The organism is Streptomyces lasalocidi (assembly GCF_005280215.1).
In the GTDB taxonomy this organism is placed as follows: Bacteria; Actinomycetota; Actinomycetes; order Streptomycetales; family Streptomycetaceae; genus Streptomyces; species Streptomyces longwoodensis.
Map to the genome: position 1 here is coordinate 2,848,632 of NZ_SZNQ01000001.1, position 24,788 is coordinate 2,873,419.

The following is a 24,788-nucleotide window of genomic DNA, read 5'->3' on the forward strand; positions in this document are numbered from 1 at the left end:
GGCGGGCCGCCCTTCGTCGTGCCGCGTCTTCCCTTAGGACACCACGTCCTTGCGGGCGAAGTGGCGGAAGGCCAGGGCGAACAGGACGGCGGCGTAGGTGACCGAGACGACGGTGCCCTGGATCATGCCGGACCACTCCGGGGTGGGCTGGACGGCGTCCGCCCAGGCGAACTGCCAGTGCGCGGGCAGGACGTCGCGCCAGTGGCCGAGCGCGGTGACCGCGTCGAGGACGTTGCCGACGATGGTCAGCCCGACCGCGCCGCCGACCGCGCCGAGCGGGGCGTCCGTGCGGGTCGACAGCCAGAAGGCCAGTCCTGCGGTGACGAGTTGGGACACGAAGACGTACGCCACCACCACCACGAGACGCTGGGCGGCGGTGCCCGCGTCGAGCGCGCCGCCGGTGGGGAGCTGGAGCGGGCCCCAGCCGTAGGCCGCCGTGCCCACGGCGAGCGCGACGAGCGGCAGCAGCACCATCGCGGCCAGGCTCATCCCCAGCCCCACCACGAGCTTGGACCACAGCAGCCGGGCGCGGGGCACGGGCGCCGCCAGCAGGTAGCGCAGGGACGACCAGCTCGCCTCCGAGGCCACCGTGTCCCCGCAGAACAGGGCGACCGGGATCACCAGCAGGAAGCCCGCGGAGACGAACAGGTTGACCGCGGCGAAGTTGGCGCCGGACGCGGTGGCCGTGTCCATCAGGGTCACCTGGCCGTTGCGGCCGCCGGGTTCCCCGCCGATCGCGAAGGCGACGAGCAGCACGAACGGCAGCACGGCGAGGATGCCGCCCATGACCAGTGTGCGGCGCCGCTTGAGCTGGCGGACCAGCTCCACGCGCAGCGGCAGGGTGCGGCCCGCGCGGTAGCCGGAGGCGACCTCGGTGAGGGTGCTCATGCGGAACCTCCGATCAGGGTGAGGAAGGCGTCCTCCAGGCGGCGGTGCGGACCGACCGACGCCACGGGCACGTCGAGGCGGACCAGCTCGGCGACCAGGCGCTGGGCCGTGCCGTCGGCGCCCAGGCGGACCAGCAGGCCCCCGTCGGCGCGCACGGCCGACGCGACGCCCGGCAGCGCGACGACCTTCTCCACCACCGGGTCCTCCACGGGCGCGGCGGTGCCCACCAGGAGAGTGTCGCCGGCGCCGACGATCTCGCCGACCGGGCCCGCCTGGACGAGCCGGCCGCGGTCCATGACCACCAGGTGGGTGCAGGACTGCTCGACCTCCGCCAGCAGGTGGCTGGAGACGATCACCGTGCGGCCGCCGGCGGCGTACCGGATCATCACCTCGCGCATCTCGCGGATCTGGGGCGGGTCGAGGCCGTTGGTCGGCTCGTCGAGGATCAGCAGGTCGGGCAGGCCCAGCATGGCCTGGGCGATGGCCAGGCGCTGGCGCATGCCCTGGGAGTACGTGCGCACCGCGCGGGCCAGCGCGTCGCCGAGGCCGGCGATCTCCAGGGCCTCGTCGAGGTGGGCGTCGGCGGGCGGGCGGCCGGTGGCCCGCCAGTACAGCTCCAGGTTCTCCCGGCCGGACAGGTGCGGCAGGAAACCGGCGCCCTCGACGAAGGCGCCGACCCGGGACAGCACCGGGGCGCCGGGGCGGATCGCGTGGCCGAAGACCCGGATCTCGCCCGCGTCGGGTGTGATCAGGCCCATCAGCATGCGCAGGGTGGTGGTCTTGCCCGCGCCGTTGGGGCCGAGCAGGCCGAGGACCTGGCCCTTGTCCACGCGGAAGGACAGGTCGCGCACGCTGTAGCGGTCGCCCTTGGCGTACTTCTTGCTCAGGCCGGTGATCTGGAGCGGGACGTCGGCAAGGGCGGGGTCGGGGGCCGGGGCGGCGGTGCGGCGGCGGGCGGTGAGCAGCAGGCCGAGCGCGAGGAGTGCCCCGGCGAGCGGCAGCCACCAGACCCAGGACGGCAGCGGGGCGGCGGCCGTGGTGACCCCGGCGGCGGTCGGGACCCTCAGGTCGCCCTTCAGGGACACGGTGTAGGTGGCGGGGGCGGCCGGGGAGGCGTAGGCGAGGTCGGTGGAGGCGAGGACCAGGCGCAGCCGGTGGCCCTTCTCGACCGCGTGGTCGATCGCCGGGAGGGTGAGCATGACGTCCTTGCCCGTGCGGGCGCCCTCGACGCGGACCGGGGTGACCAGCTGGGCGGGCAGCACCTGGCGGGTGCGGTCCTCGCCGACGTCGTAGACCTTGGCGAACAGGACGGCATCCGCGCTGGTCGACGTGACGTGCACGGTGACCGTCGGCGAGCCGGTGATGCGCAGGCCGTTCGCGACCGGCGCGGACTCGAACGCGGCGTACTGGCCGGGGAAGTCGAGGGAGACGCCGATGCCGAGGGAGGAGAGCTGGGCGAGGCCGCCGGTGCCGCCGAGGCCGGGCAGGGCGGACACGGCGGGCGGGGTGGCGCCGGCCGGGTTGGCGAAGCGCTGGGTGCCGCCGGTCAGGGCGACCGGGCGCGGACCGCTGTCCAGGCCGGGGTAGTGGTCGGCGCTCGCGCCGCGCAGCAGGGCGGCGCCGTCGGTGGAGTCGACGCCCCCGGTGCGGGTGACGCGGAAGGCGGGGCCGGTGCCCGCGCTCTCGTCGCCCTTGAGGTAGCGGTCGAACCAGGAGGTGACGCGGGCCCGGACGCGGCCGGTCTCCAGGTCGCCGCCGTCGTGGCCGCCCGCGATCCAGTCGACGTCGACGGGCGCGCCGTTGGCGGAGATCGCCTTCTGGGCGGCGTCGGCCTGGGCGAGGGGGAACAGCGAGTCGGTCTGGCCCTGGAGCAGCAGCGTGGGGACCTCGATGCGGCCGGCGACGGCGGACGGCGAGCGCTCGGTGAGGAGCCGGCGCGCCGCTGCGTCCGGCGTGCCGGACTCGGCGACGCGCTGGTACATCGCGCACAGCGCGGGCTCGAAGCGGGCGCAGCCGCCGCCGGTGCTGAAGAAGACGCCGGCCCACAGCTTCTTGAACACACCGTCGGGGAAGAGCGCGTCGGCGAGGTTCCAGTAGGTGATCGCCGGGGCGATGGCGTCGACGCGGTGGTCGTACCCGGCGGCCAGCAGGGAGACCGCCCCGCCGTAGGAGGCCCCGGTCACGCCGACCCGCGGGTCCCCGGCCGCGTCCAGCCGGACCTGGGGCTGCTCGGCGAGCCAGTCGATCAGCTTCGAGACGTCGGCGACCTCGCCGGAGGGGTCGTTCAGGCCGATCTTCCCGGTGGAGCGGCCGAAGCCGCGGGCCGACCAGGTGAGCACCGCGTACCCGTCGCGGGCCAGCTCCTCGGCCTGGGCGCGGACGTCGTCCTTGCTGCCGCCGAAGCCGTGGCCGAGCAGGACGGCCGGGCGGCGCCCCGGACCGCCGGCCGTGAAGTACGAGGTGTCCAGGCGCACGCCGTCGACGGGCAGCACCCGGTCGGCGCGGTGCACGGGCGGTGCGTCGTCCGACGCCACGGCCGTCCACGTCCCGGCGCCGGCGAGGACGGCCACGGCGGCCGCGGCGGCGATCAGCCGCCGGGGCCGCCGCGGGGCCCGGAGCCGGGGCAGTCGAAGATCCATGCGTCAACGGTACGGGCCGCACCTGTCCGGGCGGTGTCGACCGAGGGCTGATCCGGGGGCCCTCCCACCGGGGTACGGCGGGGCGGCCGCGTACCGCGTCCGCGGTACACGGGGCCCTCTCCTGCGGGCTCAGCCCTGCTCGTCCTCGGGCAGGGACACCAGCCAGCGGGTCTCCTTGCGCGGGCGCAGGTACAGCGCCCAGTACAGGGTCGCGACCGCCGTGATGCCGCCGGTCCCCAGCAGGTAGCCCACTTCCTGCTGGGTGAGGATGTAGGCGAGGACCACGATCAGCAGCACCGGTACGGCGGGCCACAGCGGCATCCGCCAGGCGGCGGTGTGGCGGTGGGCGCCGCGCCGGGACAGCAGGGCGGCGACGGCGACCAGCAGGTACATGCCGGTCACGGAGACGCCCGTCACGCCGTACAGGGTGTCCAGGTTGACGAAGCAGAGCAGCGCGCCGGGGACGCCGACGGCGAGCGTGGCGACCCAGGGGGAGCCGAAGCGGCCGAGCTTGGAGAAGACGGCGTTGACCGGCTCGGGCCACGCCTTGTCGCGGGCCGAGGCGAACAGGACGCGGGAGTTCTGGATGACCATGACGATGCCGGCGTTGATGATCGCCAGGGCCACGCAGAGGCTGACGAAGGTGCCCACGGCGGTGTTGGACCAGGCGGTGACCATGGAGCCGATGTCGCCGCCGGTGAGCTCGGAGAGGTCGGAGGCGCCCAGGGTGATCGCGACGACCGGGACCAGGATGATCACCGTGGAGATGGCGAGGGTGGCGAGGACCGTGCGGGCGACGGAGCGGCGGGGGTTCTCCAGTTCCTCGGAGAGGTAGACGGCGGTCGAGAAGCCCTGGGTGATGAACAGGGCGATGGCCAGGCCCGAGACGACCAGCATCGCGGTGACGGTGTCCGCGTGGCCGTCCGCACCGGCCACCTCCATCGACACCAGGCTGCCCATCCCCCGGTGGCCGTGGGAGAAGCCGAGCACCGCGACGAGGGCGGCCGCGATGACCTCCAGGACCAGGAAGATGCCGGTGATCCAGGCGTTGGCCCGCAGGTCGAGCAGGCCGGCGAGGGTGGCGAGGAGCATGACGCCGGCGCCCGTCATCGCCGGGTCGAGGTGGACGATCGGGGCGAGGTAGTCCGCGGTGCCCATCGCGATCACCGGCGGGACGATCATCACCACCAGCAGGGAGAGCACGAACACCAGCCAGCCGGCGAGCCGCCCGGCGAGCGTGGACACCATCGCGTACTCGCCGCCCGCGCTGGGGATCAGGGTGCCGAGCTCGGAGTAACAGAACGCCACGGCGATGCAGAGGAGGGAGCCGATGGCGATGGTGACGGCGGTGGCGGTGCCGAGCGTGCCGAACAGGTCGGGGACGACGACGAACAGGGTGGAGGCGGGGGTCACGCAGGAGAGCGTCAGCAGGGTGCCGCCGACGACGCCGATGGAACGCTTCAGCTTCTGGGGGCCCTCGTCCGGGGCCTGCGCTACGGGGGTGGCGACGGGGCGGAGCGTGTCGGTCATCAAGCGGTTCCGATCGACTCGTGCGGATGCCTCCGATGAGTGGGGCGATGCCGCATCACACCCCGACGAAAACCGCCACGTCAATAGCTGTTTACCTACGGAATCCGTAGGTGACGGACGCTTTTGATCGTGTATCCGGCAGGGAGGGGCCGCAAGGTCCGGCGGGTTGGAGCGTGCGGGAACCGCAGCGCGCGCGGACGAAAAAACCGGGCGCCGGGTTGTCGGTGGCGCCCGATACAGTCGGGGATCACAGACGGTTCACAGCAGGGGGGACGAATGAGGCCGAGGTACACGGCTGCCTGGCTGGGCATGGCCACGGCGGCTCTGGTGGCGACGACCGCGTGCGGCGGGGGGTCGGCGAAGGACACCGCGGAGGACACCGGCAGGAAGGCCGGGGAGGCCGTCGGGAAGAGCTCCGGGCAGATCATGGCCGCGCTGACCCGCGCGACGGACCGGACCGCGCAGGCCGGCTCGGCGCAGGTCGCCACGACCACATCGCTGACCGCGACCGGCGGCCGGCCGGTCACCATGAACGGCACCTACTCCTGGGGCGACGGCGCCGCCATGGACGTCCGGATGGACACCGCGGCGGCCCAGATGACGTCCGTGCAGGACGACCCGACGACGCAGGTCAAGATGGTCGACGGCGCCTACTACTACGGCGTCGACCCGCAGCCGAGCGGCCCGCTCGAGGGCAAGCACTGGATGCGCATCGACGTCTCGGCCGTCGTCGGCGAGGCCGGCGCGGACAACATCGCGGACAACGCCGACCCCACCACGGGCCTGCGCTACATCGGCGCGTCCAAGGACGTGAAGGACCTCGGCGAGGAGAAGGTCCTCGGCCGGACGGCCGAGCACTACCGGGGCAGCGTCGGCGCGGAGCAGATCAACGGCTCGAAGCTGACCCCGGCCGAGAAGAAGGCCGCCTTGGCCGCCTTGCAGGCCGGGGGCGGCAGGGTCACCTACGACGTCTGGGTCGACGGCAAGGACCTGCCGGTGCGGGTCGAGCAGAGCGGCGCGGGCATGGACGTGACCATCGACTTCCTGAAGTTCGGCGCGACCCGGCCGGTCACGGCGCCGCCCGCCTCCGACACCGCCGACCTGACCGAGCAGGTCCGGGCGCAGCGGGACAAGGCGCTCGGCCAGTGACACGCCGGTGCGCCGCTCCTCCCCCGCGGGGTGGAGCGGCGCACCGCCGCCGTGGGGTCAGTGGTTGCGCGGGAAGCCCAGGTCCACGCCCGCCGGGGCCTCGGACGGGTCGGGCCAGCGGGTGGTGACGACCTTGCCGCGGGTGTAGAAGTGCGTGCCGTCGTTGCCGTAGATGTGGTGGTCGCCGAAGAGCGAGTCCTTCCAGCCGCCGAAGCTGTGGTAGCCGACGGGGACCGGGATCGGCACGTTCACGCCGACCATGCCGGCCTCGACCTCCAGCTGGAAGCGGCGGGCCGCGCCGCCGTCCCGGGTGAAGATCGCGGTGCCGTTGCCGAAGGGCGACGCGTTGATCAGCGCGACCCCCTCCTCGTAGGTGTCGACGCGCAGCACGCACAGCACCGGGCCGAAGATCTCGTCCTGGTACGCCTTGGCGCTGGTCGGCACCTTGTCCAGCAGCGAGATGCCGATCCAGTGGCCGTCCTCGAAGCCCTCCACGGTGTGGCCGGTGCCGTCCAGGACGACCTCGGCGCCGTCGGCGGCCGCGCCCTCGACGTAGGAGGCCACCTTGTCGCGGTGGGCCCGGGTGATGAGCGGGCCCATCTCGGAGGCCGGGTCGTTGCCGGGGCCGATGGTGATCTTCTCGGCGCGCTCGCGGATCTTGCGCACCAGTTCGTCGCCGACCGCGCCGACGGCGACCACGGCGGAGATCGCCATGCAGCGCTCGCCCGCCGAGCCGTAGGCCGCGGAGACGGCCGCGTCGGCCGCCGCGTCCAGGTCGGCGTCCGGCAGCACCAGCATGTGGTTCTTGGCGCCGCCGAGGGCCTGCACGCGCTTGCCGTTGGCGGAGGCGGTGGTGTGGATGTAGCGGGCGATCGGGGTGGAGCCGACGAACGACACCGCCTTGACGTCCGGGTGCTCGAGCAGCCGGTCGACGGCCACCTTGTCGCCGTGCACCACGTTGAACACGCCGTCCGGCAGCCCGGCCTCGGCGAGCAGCTCGGCGAGGCGCAGCGACGCCGACGGGTCCTTCTCCGAGGGCTTCAGCACGAAGGTGTTGCCGCACGCGATCGCGATCGGGAACATCCACATCGGCACCATCGCCGGGAAGTTGAACGGCGTGATGCCCGCGACGACGCCGAGCGGCTGGCGGATCCCGGCCACGTCGACGCGGGTGGCGACCTGGGTGGACAGCTCGCCCTTCAGCTGGACGCTGATGCCGCAGGCCAGGTCGACGATCTCCAGGCCGCGGGCCACCTCGCCGAGCGCGTCCGAGTGCACCTTGCCGTGCTCGGCGGTGATCAGCTCGGCGATCTCGTCGCGGTGGGCGTCCAGCAGCGCCCGGAACCGGAACAGGATCTCGGTGCGCCGGGCCAGCGAGGACTGGCCCCAGGTCGCGAAGGCGTCCTTCGCGGCCGCGACGGCGGCGTCCACCTCGTCGACGCTCGCGAAGGCGACCTTGGTGGTGACCGCGCCGGTCGCCGGGTCGGTGACCGGCCCGAACGTGCCCGACGCGCCTTCGACGGACTTGCCGCCGATCCAGTGGTTGACGATCTTCGTCATGCCCAGTTGCTCCTTCACAGATGGCGGCGTCGGGTCGAGACGTGCCGTTCGTACAGCTCACGGGCCTTGACCGCCGACGGTCGGGTCGCGGTCTCGGCCACAGGAACATCCCACCAGGCCTGGGCCGGGGGCGCGCCCGACACAGTGTCTGCCGTTTCGGTCTCCACGTAGACACAAGTGGGAGTGTCGGCGGCACGCGCCTCGGCGAGCGCCGCGCGCAGCTCGCCCACGGTCCGCGCGCGCAGCACCCGCATGCCGAGGCTCGCGGCGTTGGCGGCGAGGTCGACGGGCAGCGGCTCCCCGGAGAAGGTGCTGTCGGCCGCCCGGTAGCGGTAGGCGGTGCCGTAGCGCTCGCCGCCGGTCTCCTCGGACAGCCCGCCGATGGAGGCGTACCCGTGGTTCTGCAGGAGCAGCACCTTGATCGCGACGCCCTCCTGCACGGCCGTGACGATCTCCGTCGGCATCATCAGGTACGTGCCGTCGCCGACCAGCGCCCACACGTTCCGCTCGGGTGCGGCCAGCTTCACGCCGATCGCGGCCGGGATCTCGTAGCCCATGCAGGAGTAGCCGTACTCCAGGTGGTACTGGTCGCGCGAGCGCGCCCGCCACAGCTTGTGCAGGTCGCCGGGGAGCGAGCCGGCCGCGTTGATCACGACGTCCGACTCGTCCACGAGGGCGTCCAGCGCGCCCAGCACCTGCGGCTGCGTGGGGCGTGCGTCCGGCTCCTCGGCCGCGTAGCAGGCGTCGACGCGCCGCTCCCAGCGCGCCTTGTCCGCGCCGTACTCGGCGACGTAGGAGTCGGCGACCCGGTGGCCGTGCACCAGGAGCGCCTCGGTCAACGCCTCCAGGCCGCTGCGGGCGTCCGCGACCAGGGGGGTGCCGGACAGCTTGTGGCCGTCGAAGGAGGCGATGTTGAGGTTGAGGAAGCGCACGTCCGGGTGGGCGAAGAGGGTGCCGGAGGCGGTGGTGAAGTCGGTCCAGCGGGTGCCGACGCCGATCACCAGGTCGGCGGTGCGGGCGAGGTCGTCGGCGGTCGCGGTGCCGGTGTGGCCGATGGCGCCGACGTCCTGCGGGTGGTCGTACCGCAGCGAGCCCTTGCCGGCCTGGGTGGAGGCGACCGGGATGCCAGTGGCCCCGGCGAAGGCGGCGAGGGCCTCCTCGGCGCGGCTGTGGTGGACGCCGCCGCCCGCGACGACCAGCGGCCGCCGCGCGGCGCGGAGCAGCTCCACCGCCCCCGCGAGCTCGGCCGGGTCGGCGCCCGGGCGGCGCACCGTCCAGGTCCGCTCGGCGAAGAAGTCGTCCGGCCAGTCGTACGCCTCCGCCTGGACGTCCTGCGGCAGGGCGAGGGTGACCGCGCCCGTCTCCACCGGGTCGGTCAGCACCCGCACGGCCTGCAGCGCCGCGGGGATCAGGGCCTCCGGGCGCATGACCCGGTCGAAGTACCGCGACACGGGGCGCAGGGCGTCGTTGACCGACACGTCCCCCGCGTACGGCACTTCGAGCTGCTGGAGCACCGGGTCCGCGGGGCGGGTCGCGAAGACGTCGCCGGGCAGCAGGAGCACGGGCAGGTGGTTGACGGTGGCGAGGGCCGCGCCGGTGACCAGGTTGGTCGCGCCCGGGCCGATCGATGTCGTCACCGCGTGCGTGGACAGCCGGTTCGACTGGCGGGCGTAGCCCACGGCCGCGTGCACCATCGACTGCTCGTTGCGGCCCTGGTGGTACGGCATCACGTCGGCGTACTCCACCAGCGCCTGGCCGAGGCCGGCGACGTTGCCGTGGCCGAAAATGCCCCAGGTGGCGCCGATCAGCCGGCGGCGCTCGCCGTCGCGCTCGGTGTACTGCGCGGCGAGGAAGCGGACCAGCGCTTGCGCGACGGTCAGACGGGTGGTCATCGGTACCCCTCCGTGTGGTCCGGGTGGAAGCAGATCCGCCACTCACGGGTGGCACCGGGACCCGCCATGACGTTCAGGTAGTACATGTCGTGGCCGGGCTGGGCGATCGACGGACCGTGCCAGCCGTCGGGGACGAGGACCGCGTCGCCGGAGCGGACCTCGGCCAGCACGTCGGCACCGCCCTCGCGGGAGGGGAACACGCGCTGGTAGCCGAAGCCGCCCGGGCCGTCGATCTCGAAGTAGTAGATCTCCTCCAGCCGCGACTCCTCGCCGGGCCGGTGCTCGTCGTGCTTGTGCGGCGGGTACGACGACCAGTTGCCGCCGGGCGTGACCACCTCGACCGCGATCAGCTTGTCGCAGTCGAAGGCGTCCGCCGACGCGAAGTTGCGGACGTGTCGCTCGCAGGTGCCGCTCCCCCGCACCTCGACGGGGACCTCCGGCGCGGGGCCGTAGCGGGCGGGGAGTCGTCGCTCGCACTTCGCTCCTGCCAGGGCGAAGCGGCCTCCCGCGCCGGAGGCGATCTGGACCCGGGCGTCCCGGGGCACGTACGCGAAGTCCGAGACTCCGGCGAACACGCTGTCCCGGCCCAGGAGTTGGAACTCATGGCCGTCTGTGCGCACCGTACAGCCGCCCTGCAGCGGAAGCACGATCCACTCGCTGTCCCCACTGGCGAAGGTGTGGGTACCCCCGGGCTCCAGCTCCACCACCCGCAGGGCGCTGTGCGTCCAGCCGGCGCGCTCGGGGCCGACGTCGAGGGCGTAGGGCCCGTCGGCGGCACTGCCGCGCGGAAGATACAGCTCGGTGCTCATACGGCCCTCACAGCAGTCCTACGGCGGTGTCCACGGCGGCGGCCACGTCCCCGTCGGCCGGGTACAGCAGCGACCGGCCCACGACCAGGCCGCGCACGGTGGGGAGTTGCAGCGCGCCGCGCCACTTCTCGTAGGCGGCGGCCCGGTTCTCGGCGGCGTCCCCTATGTCACCGCCGAGGAGGACGGCGGGCAGCGTCGAGGCCGCCATCACCTCGGCCATGTCGTCCGGGTCCTCGGTGACCGGCACCTTCAGCCAGGTGTAGGCCGAACTGCCGCCCAGGCCCGAGGCGATGGCGATGGACCGGGTGACGGCCTCGGCCGACAGGTCGTTGCGCAGCCTGCCGTCCGGGCCGCGCCGGCTGATGAACGGCTCGACGAACAGGGGCAGTCGGCGCGCGGCCATCTCGTCGACGGCCCGGGCGGTGGACTCCAGCGTGTTCAGCGAGCCCGGGTCGTCGTAGTCGATGCGCAGCAGCAGCTTGCCCGCGTCGAAGCCGAGGCGCGCGAGGTCCTCGGGGCGATGGCCGGTGAAGCGGTCGTCCAGTTCGAACGATGCCCCTTGCAGGCCGCCCCGGTTCATCGAGCCCATCACGACCTTGCCGTCGAGCGCGCCGAGCAGCAGCAGGTCGTCCAGGATGTCGGCGGTCGCGAGGACGCCGTCCACACCGGGGCGGGACAGCGCCAGGCAGAGCCGTCGCAGCAGGTCGGCGCGGTTGGCCATGGCGAACTTGCGGTCGCCGACGCCGAGGGCGCCGCGGGCCGGGTGGTCGGCGGCGAGGATCATCAGCCGGCCGGACGGCCCGAGCAGCGGACGCCGGGTGCGGCGGGCGGCGGCCTCCGCGATCGCCTCGGGGTGCCGGGTGCGCAGCCGGACCAGCTCGGCGACGTCCACCGGGGGGATGTCGGCGGGGGCGGTAGTGGTGAGGCTGGGGGCAGGGGTGGAGGTGGAGGCGTGGCCCGGTGTGGCGCCTTCGACGCGGCCGGCCCTCACAGCACCGCTCCCGCCGCGACCGCGGCCTCGATCTCGTGCGTCGTGGGCATCGCCGAGGAGCACTCCAGGCGGGAGGCCACGATGGCTCCCGCCGCGTTGGCGTGGCGCATGGTCTTCTCCAGGTCCCAGCCCGCGAGCAGGCCGTGGCAGAGGGAGCCGCCGAACGCGTCGCCCGCGCCGAGGCCGTTGAGCACGGTCACCGGCAGCGGGGGGACCTCGGCGGACTCACCCGTGCGGCTGACGGCGAGGACGCCCTTGGGCCCCTGCTTGACGACGGCCAGCTCGACGCCGGCGTCCAGCAGGGCGCGGGCGGCGGCGTGCGGTTCGCGCACCCCGGTGGCCACCTCGACCTCGTCGAGGTTGCCGACGGCGACGGTGGTGTGGCGCAGCGCCTCGGCGTAGAAGGGGCGGGCCGACTCCGGGTCCCGCCAGAACATGGGCCGCCAGTCGAGGTCGAAGACCGTGGTGCCGGACCCGGCGCGGTGGGCGAGCGCCGCCAGCGTCGCCGTACGGCTCGGCTCCTCGCTCAGGCCGGTGCCGGTCACCCAGAAGACGCGGGCGTCGCGGACCGCGTCCAGGTCCAGGTCGTGGGCGTCGATCTCCAGGTCGGGGGCCTTGGGCTGCCGGTAGAAGTACAGCGGGAAGTTGTCCGGCGGGAAGACCTCGCAGAAGGTCACCGGGGTGGGCAGCCCGGGCACGGCGGTGACCCAGCGGTCGTCGACGCCGAAGCCGCGCAGGGCCTCGTGCAGGTACGTGCCGAAGGGGTCGTCACCGGTGCGGGTGATGACGGCCACCTCGTGCCCGAGGCGTGCCGCGGCCACCGCGACGTTGGTCGCCGAGCCGCCCAGGAACTTCCCGAACGACGTGACCTGGGAGAGCGGGACACCCGTCTGCAGCGGATAGAGGTCCACTCCGATCCGCCCCATGGTGATCAGGTCGTACGCCATCGAGTTCCCTTCACGTCAGGACGCGTCCGGTCCGTGGCCGGGTGGTCTCCCGGGTGTACCCCGTACCGGCTCTCACGGCTTTCTAGCCCCGCCCACCGAGCCCTGTCAATGTTTTGTCCAGACATTCGGACCAGCCCTTGACACCCCTGGGGGAAGACCGCACGCTGACGGCCATGACGCCGTTGTCACCGCAGCCCTCACTCTCCCGCATCCGGATCGGTTCGGCCCCCGACAGCTGGGGCGTCTGGTTCCCGGACGACCCCGCCCAGGTGCCCTGGCAGCGCTTCCTCGACGAGGTGGCGCAGTCCGGCTACGAGTGGATCGAGCTGGGCCCGTACGGTTACCTGCCGACCGACCCCGCCGTCCTGACCGAGGAGACCGCCCGGCGTGGCCTGAAGGTGTCGGCCGGCACGGTCTTCACCGGGCTGCACCACGGCGAGGCCGTCTGGGAGAAGACCTGGGCGCACGTCGCGGACATCGCGGCGCTGACCCAGGCGATGGGCGCGTCCCACCTCGTGGTCATCCCGTCCTTCTGGCGGGACGACAAGACCGGCGAGGTGCTGGAGCCGTCCACGCTGACGCCCGCGCAGTGGCGCGACCTCACCTCGCTGACCGAGCGGCTGGGCCGGGAGGTGCGCGAGCGGTACGGGCTGCGGATCGTGGTCCACCCGCACGCGGACACCCACGTCGACACCGAGGAGAACGTCGTCCGCCTCCTCGACGGCACCGACGCCGACCTGGTGTCGCTGTGCCTGGACACCGGGCACTACGCGTACTGCGGCGGCGACAGCGTCAAGCTCATCGAGACCTACGGCGAGCGGATCGGCTACCTGCACCTCAAGCAGGTCGACCCGGAGGTCCTGGCCGACGTGCGGGCCAAGGGGACGCCGTTCGGGCCGGCCGTCGCACAGGGCGTGATGTGCGAGCCGCCGTCGGGAGTGCCGGCGCTGGGGCCCGTGCTGGAGGCCGCGCAGCGGCTGGACGTGGACCTGTTCGCGATCGTCGAGCAGGACATGTACCCGTGCGAGCCCGACCGGCCGCTGCCGATCGCGGTGCGGACGCGGGCGTTCCTGCGGTCCTGCGGGGCGTGAGCCTCCGGCGGTGGGACGGGTGCGCTGCCGGGGGGTTCCGGGTGCTCGCCGTCGGCGGCTGCGGGTGCGTGGGCGGCTGGTCGCGCAGTTCCCCGCGCCCCTTCGGCGGAGTTGGTGCGGACACCCCTGACACCCGGACCCTCATGACACTCGCGTCACAAACACCCCGCTTCTGTCACAAGTGTCGTGTGAACGCGGGTCTTGTGTCACCGCGTGTCAACAGGTGCTTGCGGGGGGTCACCGGGGGTCGTTCACCGGGCACGAAGGTCGTGATCACCGCCGGGTGATCGACGGCGCTGCGCCGGGCTCCCCCCGGCGGCCTCCCGGCCGCCGCCCGCGCACGCAGGGAGGTGCGACTCATGAGCGACCGAAGGCTCTGGTCCTACAAGGAGATCGCGGCACACATCCGGGTCCAGCCCGACACCGTGCGGTCCTACCGCAAGCACGGCCTGCTGCCCCCACCCGACCACGTGGAGGGCGGCAAACCCTACTGGTACGCCGACACCGTCCGCGCGTGGGTTGCCTCCCGCCCGGGCAACCGGGGGCGCAGGGACAACTGAAGGGCTGAGGGGCGCCGTTCCCGGGGCGGTCCGGGCCCAGGTCTCACACGACCTGGCGGCTCAGGGCCGTCTCGGCGTCCATGCGGGACAGCTTCTCGGGGTTGCGGACCGCGTAGAGGCCGGTGATCAGGCCGTCGTCCATGCGCACCGCCAGCACGGTGTCGAGCTCGCCGTCCAGGCACATCACCAGCGCCGGCCGGCCGTTGACCAGGGTGCGGCGCAGCGACGAACTCCCGGCGACCCTGCCCAGTCCGGCGAGGAGGAGCCGGGCCACCTTGTCCGCGCCGGACAGCGGCCACAGCACGGCCTGCTTGACGCCACCGCCGTCGCCGACGAGGACCACGTCCGGTGCGAGGACGTCGAGCAGGCCCTGGAGGTCGCCCGTCTCCACCGCCCGCTGGAACGCGTCGAGCGCCGAGCGGGTCTCGGCCGGCGACACCGCCCCCCGCGGGCGGCGGTCGGCCACGTGGGCCCGGGCCCGGTGGGCGATCTGCCGGACCGCGGCCGGGCTCCGGTCGACGGCCTCAGCGATCTCGTCGTAGCCCAGGGCGAACACCTCGCGCAGCACGAACACCGCCCGCTCGGTCGGCGCCAGGGTCTCCAGCACCAGCAGCATCGCCATCGAGACGCTGTCGGCCAGCATCACGTCCTCCGCCACGTCCGGCGCGGTCAGCAGCGGTTCGGGCAGCCAGGAGCCGACGTAGGACTCCTTGCGGCGGCCGAGGGTGCGCAGGCGGGTCAGGGCCTGGCGCGTGGTGATGCGCACCAGGTACGCCCGCTCGTCGCGCACCGCGGCACGGTCGACGCCGGTCCAGCGCAGCCAGGTCTCCTGCAGGACGTCCTCCGCGTCGGCGGCCGAGCCGAGCATCTCGTAGGCGACGGTGAAGAGCAGGTTGCGGTGGGCGAGGAACGCCTCGGTGGCGGGGTCCGTGCGTCCGCCGCGGGCGTGCTGTTCCCCCGGCCCGGTCGTGTCCCGTGCGTGGTCGTCGTTCCCGCTCGTCACCGGCTCGCTCCCGTCTGGTCGTCCGCCCCGCGCCGTCCCGCGCACAAGACGCCGCGCGCCGTGCCCGCGTGACAGCCGGGTGCGGTGACACGGGTCACGTCCCCGGTCCGTCACAGGGCGCGGGCCGCCGGCATCTGGTGGTCGTCAGTGCGCCATCACGAGTCAGTGCGCCACCACGAGGAGGACGACATCATGGACGCCCGGTTCAACCTGTTCGAGAACGAGGTCGCGGCCCGGTTCACCAAGCGGTTCGCCAACGCGGGCCTCGTCATCCACCAGTCATCCCTGCCGCGCTCCACCCAGGAGCTGGTGTCGCTGCGCGCCAGCCAGATCAACGGCTGCGGCTGGTGCATCGACCTGCACACCAAGGAGGCCGCGGCGGCCGGGGAGAGCGCGGTCCGGCTGCACCTGGTGGCCGCCTGGCGCGAGTCCACCGTGTTCACCGAGGCCGAACGGGCCGCGCTCGCGCTCACCGAGGAGGGCAGCCGCCTCGCCGACGCCCACCAGGGCGTGTCCGACGAGACCTGGGAGCAGGTGCGCAAGCACTACGACGACGACCAGGTCGCCGCCCTGGTCTGCCTGGTCGCCCTGATCAACGCCGCCAACCGGCTCGCCGTGATCGTCCATCAGAAGGGCGGCTCCTACGAGGCCGGCACGTTCGCGGCCGCGGCCGGCTGACGGGACGCGGCGCGTGCGGGGACGTGCGTCCGGGCTCCGGTGCCCCGTCAGCTCCACGGCCCCGTCAGCTCCACGGTTCGATGACGGTCACTCCCGCCCCGGGCGCCGTCCCCATCGCGGCCAGCGCGTCGGGTACGGCGTCCAGGGTGATCGTCGACGTCACCAGCAGGTCGGGACGCAGGGCGCCGGACCGGACCGCCTCCAGCATCGGCGGGTAGGTGTGCGCGGCCATGCCGTGGCTGCCCAGGATCTCCAGTTCCAGGGCGATCACGCGGGCCATGGGGACCGGGGTGGTGCCGTCGGCCGAGGGGAGCAGGCCCACCTGGACGTGCCGGCCCCGGCGGCGCAGGCCGGCCGCCGACGCGGCACAGGTCGCGGGCGAACCCAGCGCGTCCAGGGAGAGGTGGGCCCCGCCCCCGGTCAGCTCACGGACGGCGGCCGCGGTGTCCGGTGTCGCCGTCCCGTCCACGCACTGCGCCGCACCGAACGCGCGCGCCAGCTCCAGCGCCCTCGGCGACACGTCCACGGCGACCACCCGCGCCCCCGAGGCCGCCGCGATCATCACCGCGCTCAGTCCCACCCCGCCACAGCCGTGCACCGCGACCCACTCCCCCGCCGCGACCCGGCCCTGCTGCACCACCGCCCGGAACGCCGTGGCGAACCGGCAGCCCAGCGAGGCCGCCGTCGCGTACGACAGGTCGTCCGGCACGGCGACCAGGTTCACGTCGGCGTGGTCCAGGGCCACGTACTGGGCGAAGGACCCCCAGTGGGTGAAGCCGGGCTGGGTCTGGCGCTCGCACACCTGGTGGTCGCCGGCCGCGCAGGACGGGCAGCTCCCGCAGCCGCACACGAACGGCACGGTCACCCGGTCCCCGGGCCGCCAGCCGGTGACCCGGGCGCCCACCTCCTCGACCACGCCGGCGAGTTCGTGCCCCGGGACGTGCGGGAGCGTGATGTCCCGGTCGTGGCCCATCCAGCCGTGCCAGTCGCTGCGGCACAGCCCGGTCGCCTCGACCCGCACGACCACGCCGTGCTCGGCGGGCCGGGGGTCGGGCACCTCCCGCACCGCGGCCGGCTCCCCGTACCGCTCGAACACCACAGCCCGCATCCCCGGCTCCTCTCGGCCACGCCGTCCCGTGTGCGCAGATCATCGCCGACGGGGCGCGACAGATCATCGCCCATGGGAGGCGACGGCGGAGGCAGGGGGCCGGAGGCCCCGGCGGTCAGCCGCCGGTGCTCACCGGGTCCCGTTCCTCGGCGGTCCCGGCCGTTCCGTCGGTCCCGGCGTCCCCGGCCGCCGGCCCGGCCGGACCGGCGGAGCCGCTCGTCCGGGTCTCCCCCGGCTCCGCCTCGCTGAGGCCGAAGCGGGTGTGGAAGCGGCGCAGGGGGGCCGGTGCCCACCATGTGGCGCGGCCGGTGAGGCGCATGATCGCCGGGACCAGGAGGCTGCGGACCACCATCGCGTCCATGAGGACCGCGAGGGCGATGCCCAGGCCGAGCATCTTGGTGTTGGTGACCCGGGAGGTGCCGATGGCGACCATCACCACCGCCAGGATGACCGCCGCGGCCGTGATCAGGCCGCCCGTGCGCTGCAGGCCCAGGCGCACCGACCCCGTGTGGTCCCCGGTGCGGTCGTACTCCTCCTTGATGCGGGAGAGCAGGAACACGCCGTAGTCCATGGAGAGGCCGAAGGCCACGCAGAACATCAGCACCGGCAGGGTGGTCTCGATGGAGCCGGGGCTGGTGAAGCCCAGGGCGCCGGACAGGTGGCCGTCCTGGAAGACCCAGACCACCGCGCCGAACATCGCCGTGAGGCTGAGGGCGTTGAGCAGCACCGCCTGCAGGGGTATCAGCACGCTCCCGGTGAGCAGGAAGACCAGCAGCAGGGTGACGATCGCGATGAAGGCGGCCGCCCAGGGCAGGCGCTCGGCTATCGCGTGCTGGGAGTCGACCAGGACGGCCGCGGTGCCGGTCACCTTGGTGGTGAAGGGCGCCTCGGTGGCGCGCAGGTCGCCGACCAGCCGCTGGGCGGCGTCGTCGACCGCCTCGCCTCGGGGCTGGACCGTGAAGTAGGCGGTGTCGCCCTCGACCAGGGGACCCTCCACCCGGGCCACCTCGGGCAGGCGCTCGACGCGCTCCTTGTAGGCCGCGTACTGAGCGGGCGTCGCCTTCCCCTCGGCCAGGACCTCGAGGCCGCCGCCGGGGCTGCCGGGGAAGCCGTCCCTGATGTGCTGCTGCACGGCGTGCGACTCGGCGGAGGCCGGTAGCTGGCGGTCGTCGGCGGTGCCGAACTTCACGCCCAGGAAGGGCAGTCCGAGGACGATGAGCACGGTGGTGGTGGCGACGGCGAAGAGCGGGGCGCGGCGCATGACCAGGGTGGCGGCCCGCGCCCAGGCGGTGCCCTCCTCGCCGGGCGTCTTCGCGGGACGGCCGCGGCGCAGCACCCGGCGCAGGTCCAGGGAGTTCACCCGGTGGCCGAGCAGGACCAGGGCCGCCGGGAGCAGCACGAGGGCGGCCGCGGCGGCCAGCAGGACCACGGCGATGCCGGCGTAGGCGAAGGAGCGCAGGAAGTACTGCGGGAAGACCAGCATCGCGGCCAGGGAGACGGCGACGGTGAGGGCGGAGAAGAGCACCGTGCGCCCGGCGGTGCGCAGGGTGGTGGCGACGGCCCGCAGGGGATCGCCGTGTCCGGCCAGTTCCTCGCGGAAGCGGCGGACGATGAACAGCGCGTAGTCGATGGCGAGGCCGAGGCCCAGGGCGGTGGTGAGGTTCATCGCGAAGATCGAGACGTCGGTGAACTCCGCGAGGCCGCTGAGGACGGCGTTGGTGCCGAGGATGGCGATGATGCCGATGCCGAGCGGCAGCAGGGCGGCGATCGCGCTGCCGAAGACCATGACCAGCAGGACCAGGGTGATCGGCAGGGCGATCATCTCGGCGCGGGTGAGGTCCTCCTGGATGATCGTCTGCATCTCGTGCCGCACGGCGACCATGCCGCCGACCTTCACCGTCACCGGGCCGTGGTCGCCTCGGTAGGCGGGGGCGATGCGGTCGAGGGTCTCCCCCATGGTCTTCTCGTCGCCGGTGATGCGGGCGGCGATCAGCGCCTCGTGGCCGTCCTCGGCGCGCAGGCCGGCGGCGGCCGCGGAGTCGGCGCGCCAGTACGAGCCGACGCCCACGACGCCCGGCTCGGCGGCCAGCCGGGCGGTGAGCCGGTCGGCCTCGGCGGCGACCCGCGGGTCGTCCACGGAGGCGGTGCCGGCGTCGACGAGGAGCAGCAGGTTCGGCTGGGAGGCCGGGAAGGCGCGCTCCAGGGCCTTGGTGGCGTAGGTGGACTGGGCGTCCGGGTCCTCCCAGCCGCCGCTGCCGAGGCGGTCGGCGACCCCGCTGCCCGCGAGGACGGCGAGCGCCGTCAGCACCAGCGCGGCCAGCAGCGACAGCCTCGGGCGAGCGGTGACAAAGCGCGTCCAGCCCCGGGCCCGCGGGGGCTTCTTGACTTCGGTCATCAGGCGGTGTCCCCTTCACCATGGCACCATGGAGCAACAAACACGAGAGGTCGCTCGCGTTTCGTCCGAAACCAGAATGCGAGCGACCACTCGTGTTTGTCAATGACATTCGGAGAGCTGGGGATCACTCGTGCCCGACAACCAGGAGCTCGCACCCGACGCACCCGGGTCCGACCGCCAGGAACCGGCCCAGGAGAAGGAGCAGCCGCGCCGCCGCCAGGCCCGCGGCGAGCGCCGCATCGCCCAGTTGCTCGAAGCCGCCGCGCACGTCTTCTGCACCAGCGGCTACACGGCCGCCAGCACCAACGCCATCGCCCGTGAGGCGGGCGTCTCGCCGGGCACGCTCTACCAGTTCTTCCCGAACAAGGAAGCGATCGCGATCGAGCTGGGCGACCGGCTGATGCATGAGATGCGCGAGACGTACGGCGAGGCGCTCGCGCCGGTGGACCCGGCGACCCCGCTGGAGGAGGCGGTCGGCGCGGCGGTCGACCGGTTCATCGCCTTCAACTGCGACCACCCGGTGTTCTTCGCGCTGATGCACGGCCCCGACATCCCGGGCCGGATCAGCGAGGAGCACGACGCCCTGCACGCCACGCTGCTGGCCCGCATCACGGACCTGCTCTCCTCCCTGCTGCCCCCGACCGCCGACCCCGCCGACCTGGCCCGCACCGCCCAGATGTGCCTCGGCATGTACAAGGCGGGCCTGGAGCTGGTCCTGGGGCACGAGGGCGCCGAGCGCGAAGCGTACGTCGGGGAGCTGAAGAACGCCCTGGTCCGCTACCTGGCACCCCTCGGCGGCGCCCGGCTCGGCGCGCCCGCCCACGCCGGCGCCTGACAAGCGGCGGCTTTCGCGGGCACCCGCACCACCGCGCACGAAGCGACGACGCACCCACCCGGCCGAGCCGTCTTTGAGAAATACCCCCTGGGGGTATAACCTCGGGAAGTGGAAGGGGCCCCCACGGGTTCCCCCGCATCACCCGCGCCTCGACGAGGAGTAACGACATGACCGCCCACACCGACACCCCGGGTTCCGTCACCACCGTCTACCAGGTGAGCGGCATGAGCTGCGGCCACTGCGAGGGTGCCGTCTCCGGCGAGATCTCCCAGCTGCCCGGCGTCAGCTCGGTCAAGGCCGTCGCCTCGACCGGTGAGGTCACCGTCGTGTCCGCCGCCCCGCTCGACGAGGAGGCCGTGCGCGGCGCCGTCGACGAGGCCGGCTTCGAGCTGGCCGGCCGCGCCTGACCCGGCGCCGACCCCGCCGCACGGGCCGTACCGACCGGGGCATCCTGGTCCCGTACGGCCCGTCGGGCTTTCGACCACCCGGCGCATCCCCGGAGTCTCGGAGTACGGACATGTCCAGCACCACGACGCCCACCGGCGCGACGCACCCCACCGCGCGCACGGCGGAGGTCGAGCTGCTCATCGGCGGGATGACCTGCGCCTCCTGCGCGGCCCGCGTCGAGAAGAAGCTCAACCGCATGGAGGGCGTCACCGCCACCGTCAACTACGCGACGGAGAAGGCGCGGGTGACGTACCCGGAGGGCGTCGAGGTCGCGGACCTCATAGCGACCGTGGTGAAGACCGGCTACACCGCCGAGGAGCCGGTACCCCAGGAGCCGCGGCCCGACGGGAGCGGGGACGCGCCGGACGCCGACCCGGAGCTGACCGCGCTGCGCGGGCGCCTGGTCGTCAGCGCGCTGCTCGCCGCGCCCGTGGTGCTGCTCGCGATGGTGCCCGCCCTGCAGTTCGACAACTGGCAGTGGCTGTCGCTGACCCTCGCCGCGCCCGTGGTCGTCTGGGGCGGCCTGCCGTTCCACCGGGCCGCCTGGACGAACCTGCGGCACGGCGCCTCCACCATGGACACGCTCGTCTCGGTCGGCACGCTCGCCGCGTTCGGCTGGTCGCTGTGGGCGCTGTTCCTGGGCGACGCGGGCATGCCGGGGATGCGGCACCCGTTCCGGCTGACCGTCTCGCGCGCGGACGGCGCCTCCACGCTGTACCTGGAGGTCGCCGCCGGCGTCACCGCGTTCATCCTGCTCGGCCGGTACCTGGAGGCCCGCTCCAAGCGGCGGGCGGGCGCGGCCCTGCGGGCGCTGATGGAGCTGGGCGCCAAGGACGTGGCCGTACTGCGGGACGGACGCGAGACGCGCGTCCCGGTGGACCGGCTGGCGGTCGGCGACCGGTTCGTCGTCCGGCCCGGGGAGAAGATCGCCACCGACGGGACGGTCGTGGAGGGCGCCGGCGCGGTCGACGCGTCGATGCTGACCGGCGAGTCGGTGCCCGTGGACGTGGGACCGGGCGACGCCGTCACCGGGGCCACCGTGAACGCCGGCGGCCGGCTGGTCGTCGAGGCCGCCCGGATCGGCGCCGACACCCGGCTGGCCCGGATGGCCGTGCTCGTCGAGGAGGCGCAGAACGGCAAGGCCGAGGTGCAGCGGCTGGCCGACCGGGTCGCCGGGGTGTTCGTCCCGGTGGTGCTGCTGATCGCGGCCGCCACCTTCGGCGGCTGGCTGGGCGTCACCGGCGACACCGTCGCCGCGTTCACCGCGGCCGTCGCGGTGCTGATCATCGCCTGCCCGTGCGCGCTGGGCCTCGCCACGCCGACCGCGCTGATGGTCGGCACCGGGCGCGGCGCGCAGCTCGGCATCCTCATCAAGGGCCCCGAGGTGCTGGAGTCGACCCGGCGCGTGGACACGGTCGTCCTGGACAAGACCGGCACCGTCACCACCGGCCGGATGACGCTCCAGGAGGTGTACGCCGCCGACGGCACCGACGAGAAGGAGCTGCTGCGGCTCGCGGGCGCCCTGGAGCACGCCTCCGAGCACCCGGTCGCCCGCGCGGTGGCCGCAGGAGCCCTCGAACGGGCCGGTGAGCTGCCCCCGGTGGAGCAGTTCGAGAACGTGCCCGGACGCGGCGTGCGCGGGCGCGTGGAGGGCCACGAGGTCGCCGTCGGGCGGCTGTTCGCCACCCTGCCGGACGACGTGGCCCGCGTCCGCGACGAGGCCCAGCGGGAGGGCCGTACGGCCGTGGTGGTCGGTTGGGACGGGCACGCGCGCGGGGTGCTCGCGGTCGCGGACGCGGTGAAGGACACCAGCGCGGAGGCGGTACGGCGGCTGCGCGCGCTCGGCCTCACGCCCGTGCTGCTCACCGGCGACAATCGCGCCGTCGCCGAGGCGGTGGCCGCCGAGGTGGGCATCGACGAGGTGATCGCCGAGGTGCTGCCCGAGGACAAGGTCGCCGTCGTACGGAGGTTGCAGGGCGAGGGACGCACCGTCGCCATGGTCGGCGACGGCGTCAACGACGCGGCCGCGCTCGCCCAGGCCGACCTCGGGCTGGCCATGGGCACGGGGACCGACGCGGCGATCGAGGCGGGCGACCTCACCCTGGTCCGCGGCGACCTGCGCGTCGCCGCCGACGCGATCCGGCTCTCGCGGCGGACGCTGGCCACCATCAAGGGCAATCTCGTGTGGGCGTTCGGATACAACGTGGCCGCGCTGCCGCTGGCCGCGCTCGGGATGCTCAATCCGATGATCGCTGGGGCCGCGATGGCCTTCTCGTCCGTCTTCGTGGTGAGCAACAGCCTGCGTCTGCGGGCCTTCCGTTGAGGCGCGGGCCTCACATAAGCTCTTCACAAGGCTCGCGCATCATCCTTACGCCAGGGGTGCCGATCGCTGCATCGGGCCCTTGCGCAGGTAACGGACATATGCAAGAGACACAGATCACAGTGATGCGAACGTAACCATCGAAGGGGTTCGAAGGTCTAAGTTGGCGATGTCAGAAAGCGTCTTGGGGGGCGCGGACTGGCATCTGGGGATGTCTTGGGGGACTTCTCCAGAGGTGCGTTGCCGGGGCACGTACACCGGGAAGCTTTGAGCGGCCCTCCCAGCGTGCGCTGTCCCGGCAGACCGCACACCGCATCACCGATCGACCACAACCGCATACCCGCAGTACGGCGAGTTCTGCTCGTTTTGCTCAACCAGCGATTCAGGCGCTGTGTCTCCACGAACGCCCGGCCGGATCCCGTGGGGGGAATCCGCACCGGGACATGGGAAGGCGCCCTGGTCGTCGGCCCGTGGGGGGACCGGCGACACAGGGCGCCTTCTGCTGTCCGGGGCGGACCGCGGTGCGGTCAGCGCTCGGTGCGGGTCAGCGCTCCTCGACCGGAACGAAGTCGCGCTCCACCACGCCCGTGTAGATCTGGCGCGGGCGGCCGATGCGGGAACCCGGCTCCTTGATCATCTCGTGCCACTGGGCGATCCAGCCCGGCAGCCGGCCGAGGGCGAACAGGACCGTGAACATCTCGGTCGGGAAGCCCATGGCCCGGTAGATCAGGCCGGTGTAGAAGTCGACGTTCGGGTAGAGGCTGCGCGAGACGAAGTAGTCGTCGGAGAGCGCGTGCTCCTCCAGCTTCAGCGCGATGTCCAGCAGCTCGTCGGACTTGCCGAGCGCGGAGAGGACGTCGTGCGCCGCCGCCTTGATGATCTTGGCGCGCGGGTCGAAGTTCTTGTAGACCCGGTGGCCGAAGCCCATCAGACGGACGCCGTCCTCCTTGTTCTTCACCTTGCGGATGAAGGAGTCGACGTCGCCGCCCGCGTCCCGGATGCCCTCGAGCATCTCCAGCACGGACTGGTTGGCGCCGCCGTGCAGCGGGCCCCAGAGCGCGTTGATGCCGGCCGAGATCGAGGCGAACATGTTGGCCTGCGACGAGCCGACGAGCCGGACCGTCGAGGTCGAACAGTTCTGCTCGTGGTCGGCGTGCAGGATGAGCAGCTTGTCCAGGGCGGAGACGACGACCGGGTCGAGGTCGTACTCCTGCGCCGGGACCGAGAAGGTCATGCGCAGGAAGTTCTCGACGTAGCCCAGGTCGTTGCGCGGGTAGACGAACGGGTGACCGATCGACTTCTTGTACGCGTAGGCCGCGATCGTCGGGAGCTTGGCGAGCAGGCGGATCGTCGAGAGGTTGCGCTGCTTCTCGTCGAACGGGTTGTGGCTGTCCTGGTAGAACGTCGACAGCGCGGAGACGACCGACGACAGCATGGCCATCGGGTGGGCGTCGCGCGGGAACCCCTTGTAGAAGTTCTTGACGTCCTCGTGCAGCAGGGTGTGCTGGGTGATCTCGTTCTTGAACGAGGAGAGCTCGTCGACCGTCGGGAGCTCGCCGTTGATCAGCAGGTAGGCGACCTCCAGGAAGGTGGAGCGCTCGGCCAGCTGCTCGATCGGGTAGCCGCGGTAGCGGAGGATGCCCTGCTCGCCGTCCAGGTAGGTGATGGCGGATTTGTAGGCGGCGGTGTTGCCGTACCCGCTGTCCAGGGTCACCAGACCGGTCTGGGCGCGCAGCTTCCCGATGTCGAAGCCCTTGTCACCGACGGTGCTGTCGATCACCGGGTAGGTGTACTCGTCGTCGCCGTACCGCAGTACTACAGAGTTGTCGCTCACGTCTTCCCTCACCGACGTTGTGCCTCATCTTCGAGGTTGCCCTGACTGTCTCTACCATCCCCCATTTGGCGCAGGAGAGTGCACTCGGGGTCGGCCATTGGGCTTATCGACG

General features: G+C 73.0%; 19 protein-coding genes. 7 read left to right on the forward strand and 12 right to left on the reverse strand.

The window, feature by feature from the left end:
• Nucleotides 1-33 precede the first annotated feature (33 nt).
• From E4U91_RS12630 to E4U91_RS12640, 3 genes are all read right to left on the reverse strand, one after another.
• On the reverse strand, nt 34-888 hold the full coding sequence (locus tag E4U91_RS12630) for an ABC transporter permease (RefSeq protein WP_137306942.1): 855 nt from the start codon (nt 886-888) through the stop codon (nt 34-36).
• Entirely contained in the window at nt 885-3,527 is a 2,643-nt protein-coding gene (locus tag E4U91_RS12635) for a CocE/NonD family hydrolase (RefSeq protein ID WP_137306943.1), read from the reverse strand. Before E4U91_RS12635 ends, E4U91_RS12630 begins: the two co-directional genes overlap by 4 nt.
• Nucleotides 3,528-3,656: 129 nt before the next feature.
• Nucleotides 3,657-5,057 carry an APC family permease gene (locus tag E4U91_RS12640; protein ID WP_137306944.1) on the reverse strand — a complete coding sequence of 467 codons (1,401 nt, stop codon included), beginning with the start codon at nt 5,055-5,057 and terminating at the stop codon, nt 3,657-3,659.
• 276 nt (nt 5,058-5,333) lie between these two features.
• Here E4U91_RS12640 and E4U91_RS12645 point away from each other — a divergent pair, with 276 nt between their 5' ends.
• Nucleotides 5,334-6,206, forward strand: a complete 873-nt coding sequence (locus tag E4U91_RS12645) for an SCO4651 family lipoprotein (protein WP_137306945.1) — start codon at nt 5,334-5,336, stop codon at nt 6,204-6,206.
• A 57-nt stretch (nt 6,207-6,263) separates the two neighbouring features.
• Here E4U91_RS12645 and mmsA read toward each other — a convergent pair whose 3' ends face one another.
• The 5 genes from mmsA to iolC form a co-directional block, all read right to left on the reverse strand.
• Nucleotides 6,264-7,766, reverse strand: a complete 1,503-nt coding sequence (gene mmsA / locus E4U91_RS12650; protein ID WP_137306946.1) for a CoA-acylating methylmalonate-semialdehyde dehydrogenase — start codon at nt 7,764-7,766, stop codon at nt 6,264-6,266.
• 14 nt (nt 7,767-7,780) lie between these two features.
• Nucleotides 7,781-9,658, reverse strand: coding sequence for a 3D-(3,5/4)-trihydroxycyclohexane-1,2-dione acylhydrolase (decyclizing) (gene iolD, locus E4U91_RS12655; RefSeq protein WP_137306947.1), 1,878 nt, complete (start codon nt 9,656-9,658; stop codon nt 7,781-7,783).
• Complete coding sequence (gene iolB, locus E4U91_RS12660; RefSeq protein ID WP_137306948.1) at nt 9,655-10,467, reverse strand: 5-deoxy-glucuronate isomerase; 813 nt, start codon at nt 10,465-10,467, stop codon at nt 9,655-9,657. The genes iolD and iolB overlap by 4 nt, the downstream gene beginning before the upstream one ends.
• Before the next feature lie 7 nt (nt 10,468-10,474).
• Entirely contained in the window at nt 10,475-11,359 is an 885-nt protein-coding gene (locus E4U91_RS12665) for a Cgl0159 family (beta/alpha)8-fold protein (RefSeq protein WP_137310791.1), read from the reverse strand.
• A 95-nt stretch (nt 11,360-11,454) separates the two neighbouring features.
• Entirely contained in the window at nt 11,455-12,405 is a 951-nt protein-coding gene (gene iolC / locus E4U91_RS12670) for a 5-dehydro-2-deoxygluconokinase (RefSeq protein WP_137306949.1), read from the reverse strand.
• A gap of 173 nt (nt 12,406-12,578) precedes the next feature.
• On the opposite strand from iolC, the gene E4U91_RS12675 reads away from it, so the two are divergent.
• Together E4U91_RS12675 and E4U91_RS12680 are read left to right on the forward strand one after the other, a co-directional pair.
• Nucleotides 12,579-13,496, forward strand: coding sequence for a sugar phosphate isomerase/epimerase family protein (locus E4U91_RS12675; RefSeq protein WP_137306950.1), 918 nt, complete (start codon nt 12,579-12,581; stop codon nt 13,494-13,496).
• A 359-nt stretch (nt 13,497-13,855) separates the two neighbouring features.
• Complete coding sequence (locus tag E4U91_RS12680) at nt 13,856-14,056, forward strand: helix-turn-helix transcriptional regulator (RefSeq protein ID WP_067236351.1); 201 nt, start codon at nt 13,856-13,858, stop codon at nt 14,054-14,056.
• A gap of 43 nt (nt 14,057-14,099) precedes the next feature.
• Here the strand turns inward: E4U91_RS12680 and E4U91_RS12685 are convergent, their stop codons facing one another.
• Entirely contained in the window at nt 14,100-15,059 is a 960-nt protein-coding gene (locus E4U91_RS12685; RefSeq protein ID WP_137306951.1) for an RNA polymerase sigma-70 factor, read from the reverse strand.
• 192 nt (nt 15,060-15,251) lie between these two features.
• Between E4U91_RS12685 and E4U91_RS12690 the strand changes: the two genes are divergently transcribed.
• Nucleotides 15,252-15,737 carry a carboxymuconolactone decarboxylase family protein gene (locus E4U91_RS12690; RefSeq protein ID WP_137310792.1) on the forward strand — a complete coding sequence of 162 codons (486 nt, stop codon included), beginning with the start codon at nt 15,252-15,254 and terminating at the stop codon, nt 15,735-15,737.
• Between the two features lie 64 nt (nt 15,738-15,801).
• On the opposite strand, the gene E4U91_RS12695 is transcribed toward E4U91_RS12690, so the two are convergent.
• Nucleotides 15,802-16,845, reverse strand: a complete 1,044-nt coding sequence (locus E4U91_RS12695) for a zinc-dependent alcohol dehydrogenase family protein (RefSeq protein ID WP_137306952.1) — start codon at nt 16,843-16,845, stop codon at nt 15,802-15,804.
• 115 nt (nt 16,846-16,960) lie between these two features.
• Complete coding sequence (locus E4U91_RS12700) at nt 16,961-19,240, reverse strand: MMPL family transporter (protein WP_137306953.1); 2,280 nt, start codon at nt 19,238-19,240, stop codon at nt 16,961-16,963.
• Between the two features lie 130 nt (nt 19,241-19,370).
• Between E4U91_RS12700 and E4U91_RS12705 the strand changes: the two genes are divergently transcribed.
• The 3 genes from E4U91_RS12705 to E4U91_RS12715 all read left to right on the forward strand — a co-directional run bounded on the left by E4U91_RS12705 (nt 19,371) and on the right by E4U91_RS12715 (nt 22,845).
• On the forward strand, nt 19,371-20,075 hold the full coding sequence (locus E4U91_RS12705) for a TetR/AcrR family transcriptional regulator (RefSeq protein ID WP_137306954.1): 705 nt from the start codon (nt 19,371-19,373) through the stop codon (nt 20,073-20,075).
• Between the two features lie 167 nt (nt 20,076-20,242).
• Entirely contained in the window at nt 20,243-20,482 is a 240-nt protein-coding gene (locus E4U91_RS12710; protein ID WP_137306955.1) for a heavy-metal-associated domain-containing protein, read from the forward strand.
• Nucleotides 20,483-20,592: 110 nt separating this feature from the next.
• A complete protein-coding gene (locus tag E4U91_RS12715; RefSeq protein ID WP_137306956.1) occupies nt 20,593-22,845 on the forward strand; it encodes a heavy metal translocating P-type ATPase in 2,253 nt (750 codons plus the stop codon).
• Between the two features lie 541 nt (nt 22,846-23,386).
• Here the strand turns inward: E4U91_RS12715 and E4U91_RS12720 are convergent.
• Nucleotides 23,387-24,676: a citrate synthase gene (locus tag E4U91_RS12720; RefSeq protein ID WP_067236337.1), complete on the reverse strand. Its 1,290-nt coding sequence runs from the start codon at nt 24,674-24,676 to the stop codon at nt 23,387-23,389.
• Nucleotides 24,677-24,788 lie beyond the last annotated feature (112 nt).

Excerpts from the sequence above, each read along its gene's own strand:
- E4U91_RS12630 (WP_137306942.1), bottom strand. The coding sequence starts at position 888 with ATGAGCACCCTCACCGAGGTCGCCTCCGGCTACCGCGCGGGCCGCACC.
- E4U91_RS12635 (WP_137306943.1), bottom strand. The coding sequence starts at position 3,527 with ATGGATCTTCGACTGCCCCGGCTCCGGGCCCCGCGGCGGCCCCGGCGG.
- E4U91_RS12640 (WP_137306944.1), bottom strand. The coding sequence starts at position 5,057 with ATGACCGACACGCTCCGCCCCGTCGCCACCCCCGTAGCGCAGGCCCCG.
- E4U91_RS12645 (WP_137306945.1), top strand. The coding sequence starts at position 5,334 with ATGAGGCCGAGGTACACGGCTGCCTGGCTGGGCATGGCCACGGCGGCT.
- mmsA (WP_137306946.1), bottom strand. The coding sequence starts at position 7,766 with ATGACGAAGATCGTCAACCACTGGATCGGCGGCAAGTCCGTCGAAGGC.
- iolD (WP_137306947.1), bottom strand. The coding sequence starts at position 9,658 with ATGACCACCCGTCTGACCGTCGCGCAAGCGCTGGTCCGCTTCCTCGCC.
- iolB (WP_137306948.1), bottom strand. The coding sequence starts at position 10,467 with ATGAGCACCGAGCTGTATCTTCCGCGCGGCAGTGCCGCCGACGGGCCC.
- iolC (WP_137306949.1), bottom strand. The coding sequence starts at position 12,405 with ATGGCGTACGACCTGATCACCATGGGGCGGATCGGAGTGGACCTCTAT.
- E4U91_RS12675 (WP_137306950.1), top strand. The coding sequence starts at position 12,579 with ATGACGCCGTTGTCACCGCAGCCCTCACTCTCCCGCATCCGGATCGGT.
- E4U91_RS12680 (WP_067236351.1), top strand. The coding sequence starts at position 13,856 with ATGAGCGACCGAAGGCTCTGGTCCTACAAGGAGATCGCGGCACACATC.
- E4U91_RS12690 (WP_137310792.1), top strand. The coding sequence starts at position 15,252 with ATGGACGCCCGGTTCAACCTGTTCGAGAACGAGGTCGCGGCCCGGTTC.
- E4U91_RS12695 (WP_137306952.1), bottom strand. The coding sequence starts at position 16,845 with ATGCGGGCTGTGGTGTTCGAGCGGTACGGGGAGCCGGCCGCGGTGCGG.
- E4U91_RS12700 (WP_137306953.1), bottom strand. The coding sequence starts at position 19,240 with ATGACCGAAGTCAAGAAGCCCCCGCGGGCCCGGGGCTGGACGCGCTTT.
- E4U91_RS12710 (WP_137306955.1), top strand. The coding sequence starts at position 20,243 with ATGACCGCCCACACCGACACCCCGGGTTCCGTCACCACCGTCTACCAG.
- E4U91_RS12715 (WP_137306956.1), top strand. The coding sequence starts at position 20,593 with ATGTCCAGCACCACGACGCCCACCGGCGCGACGCACCCCACCGCGCGC.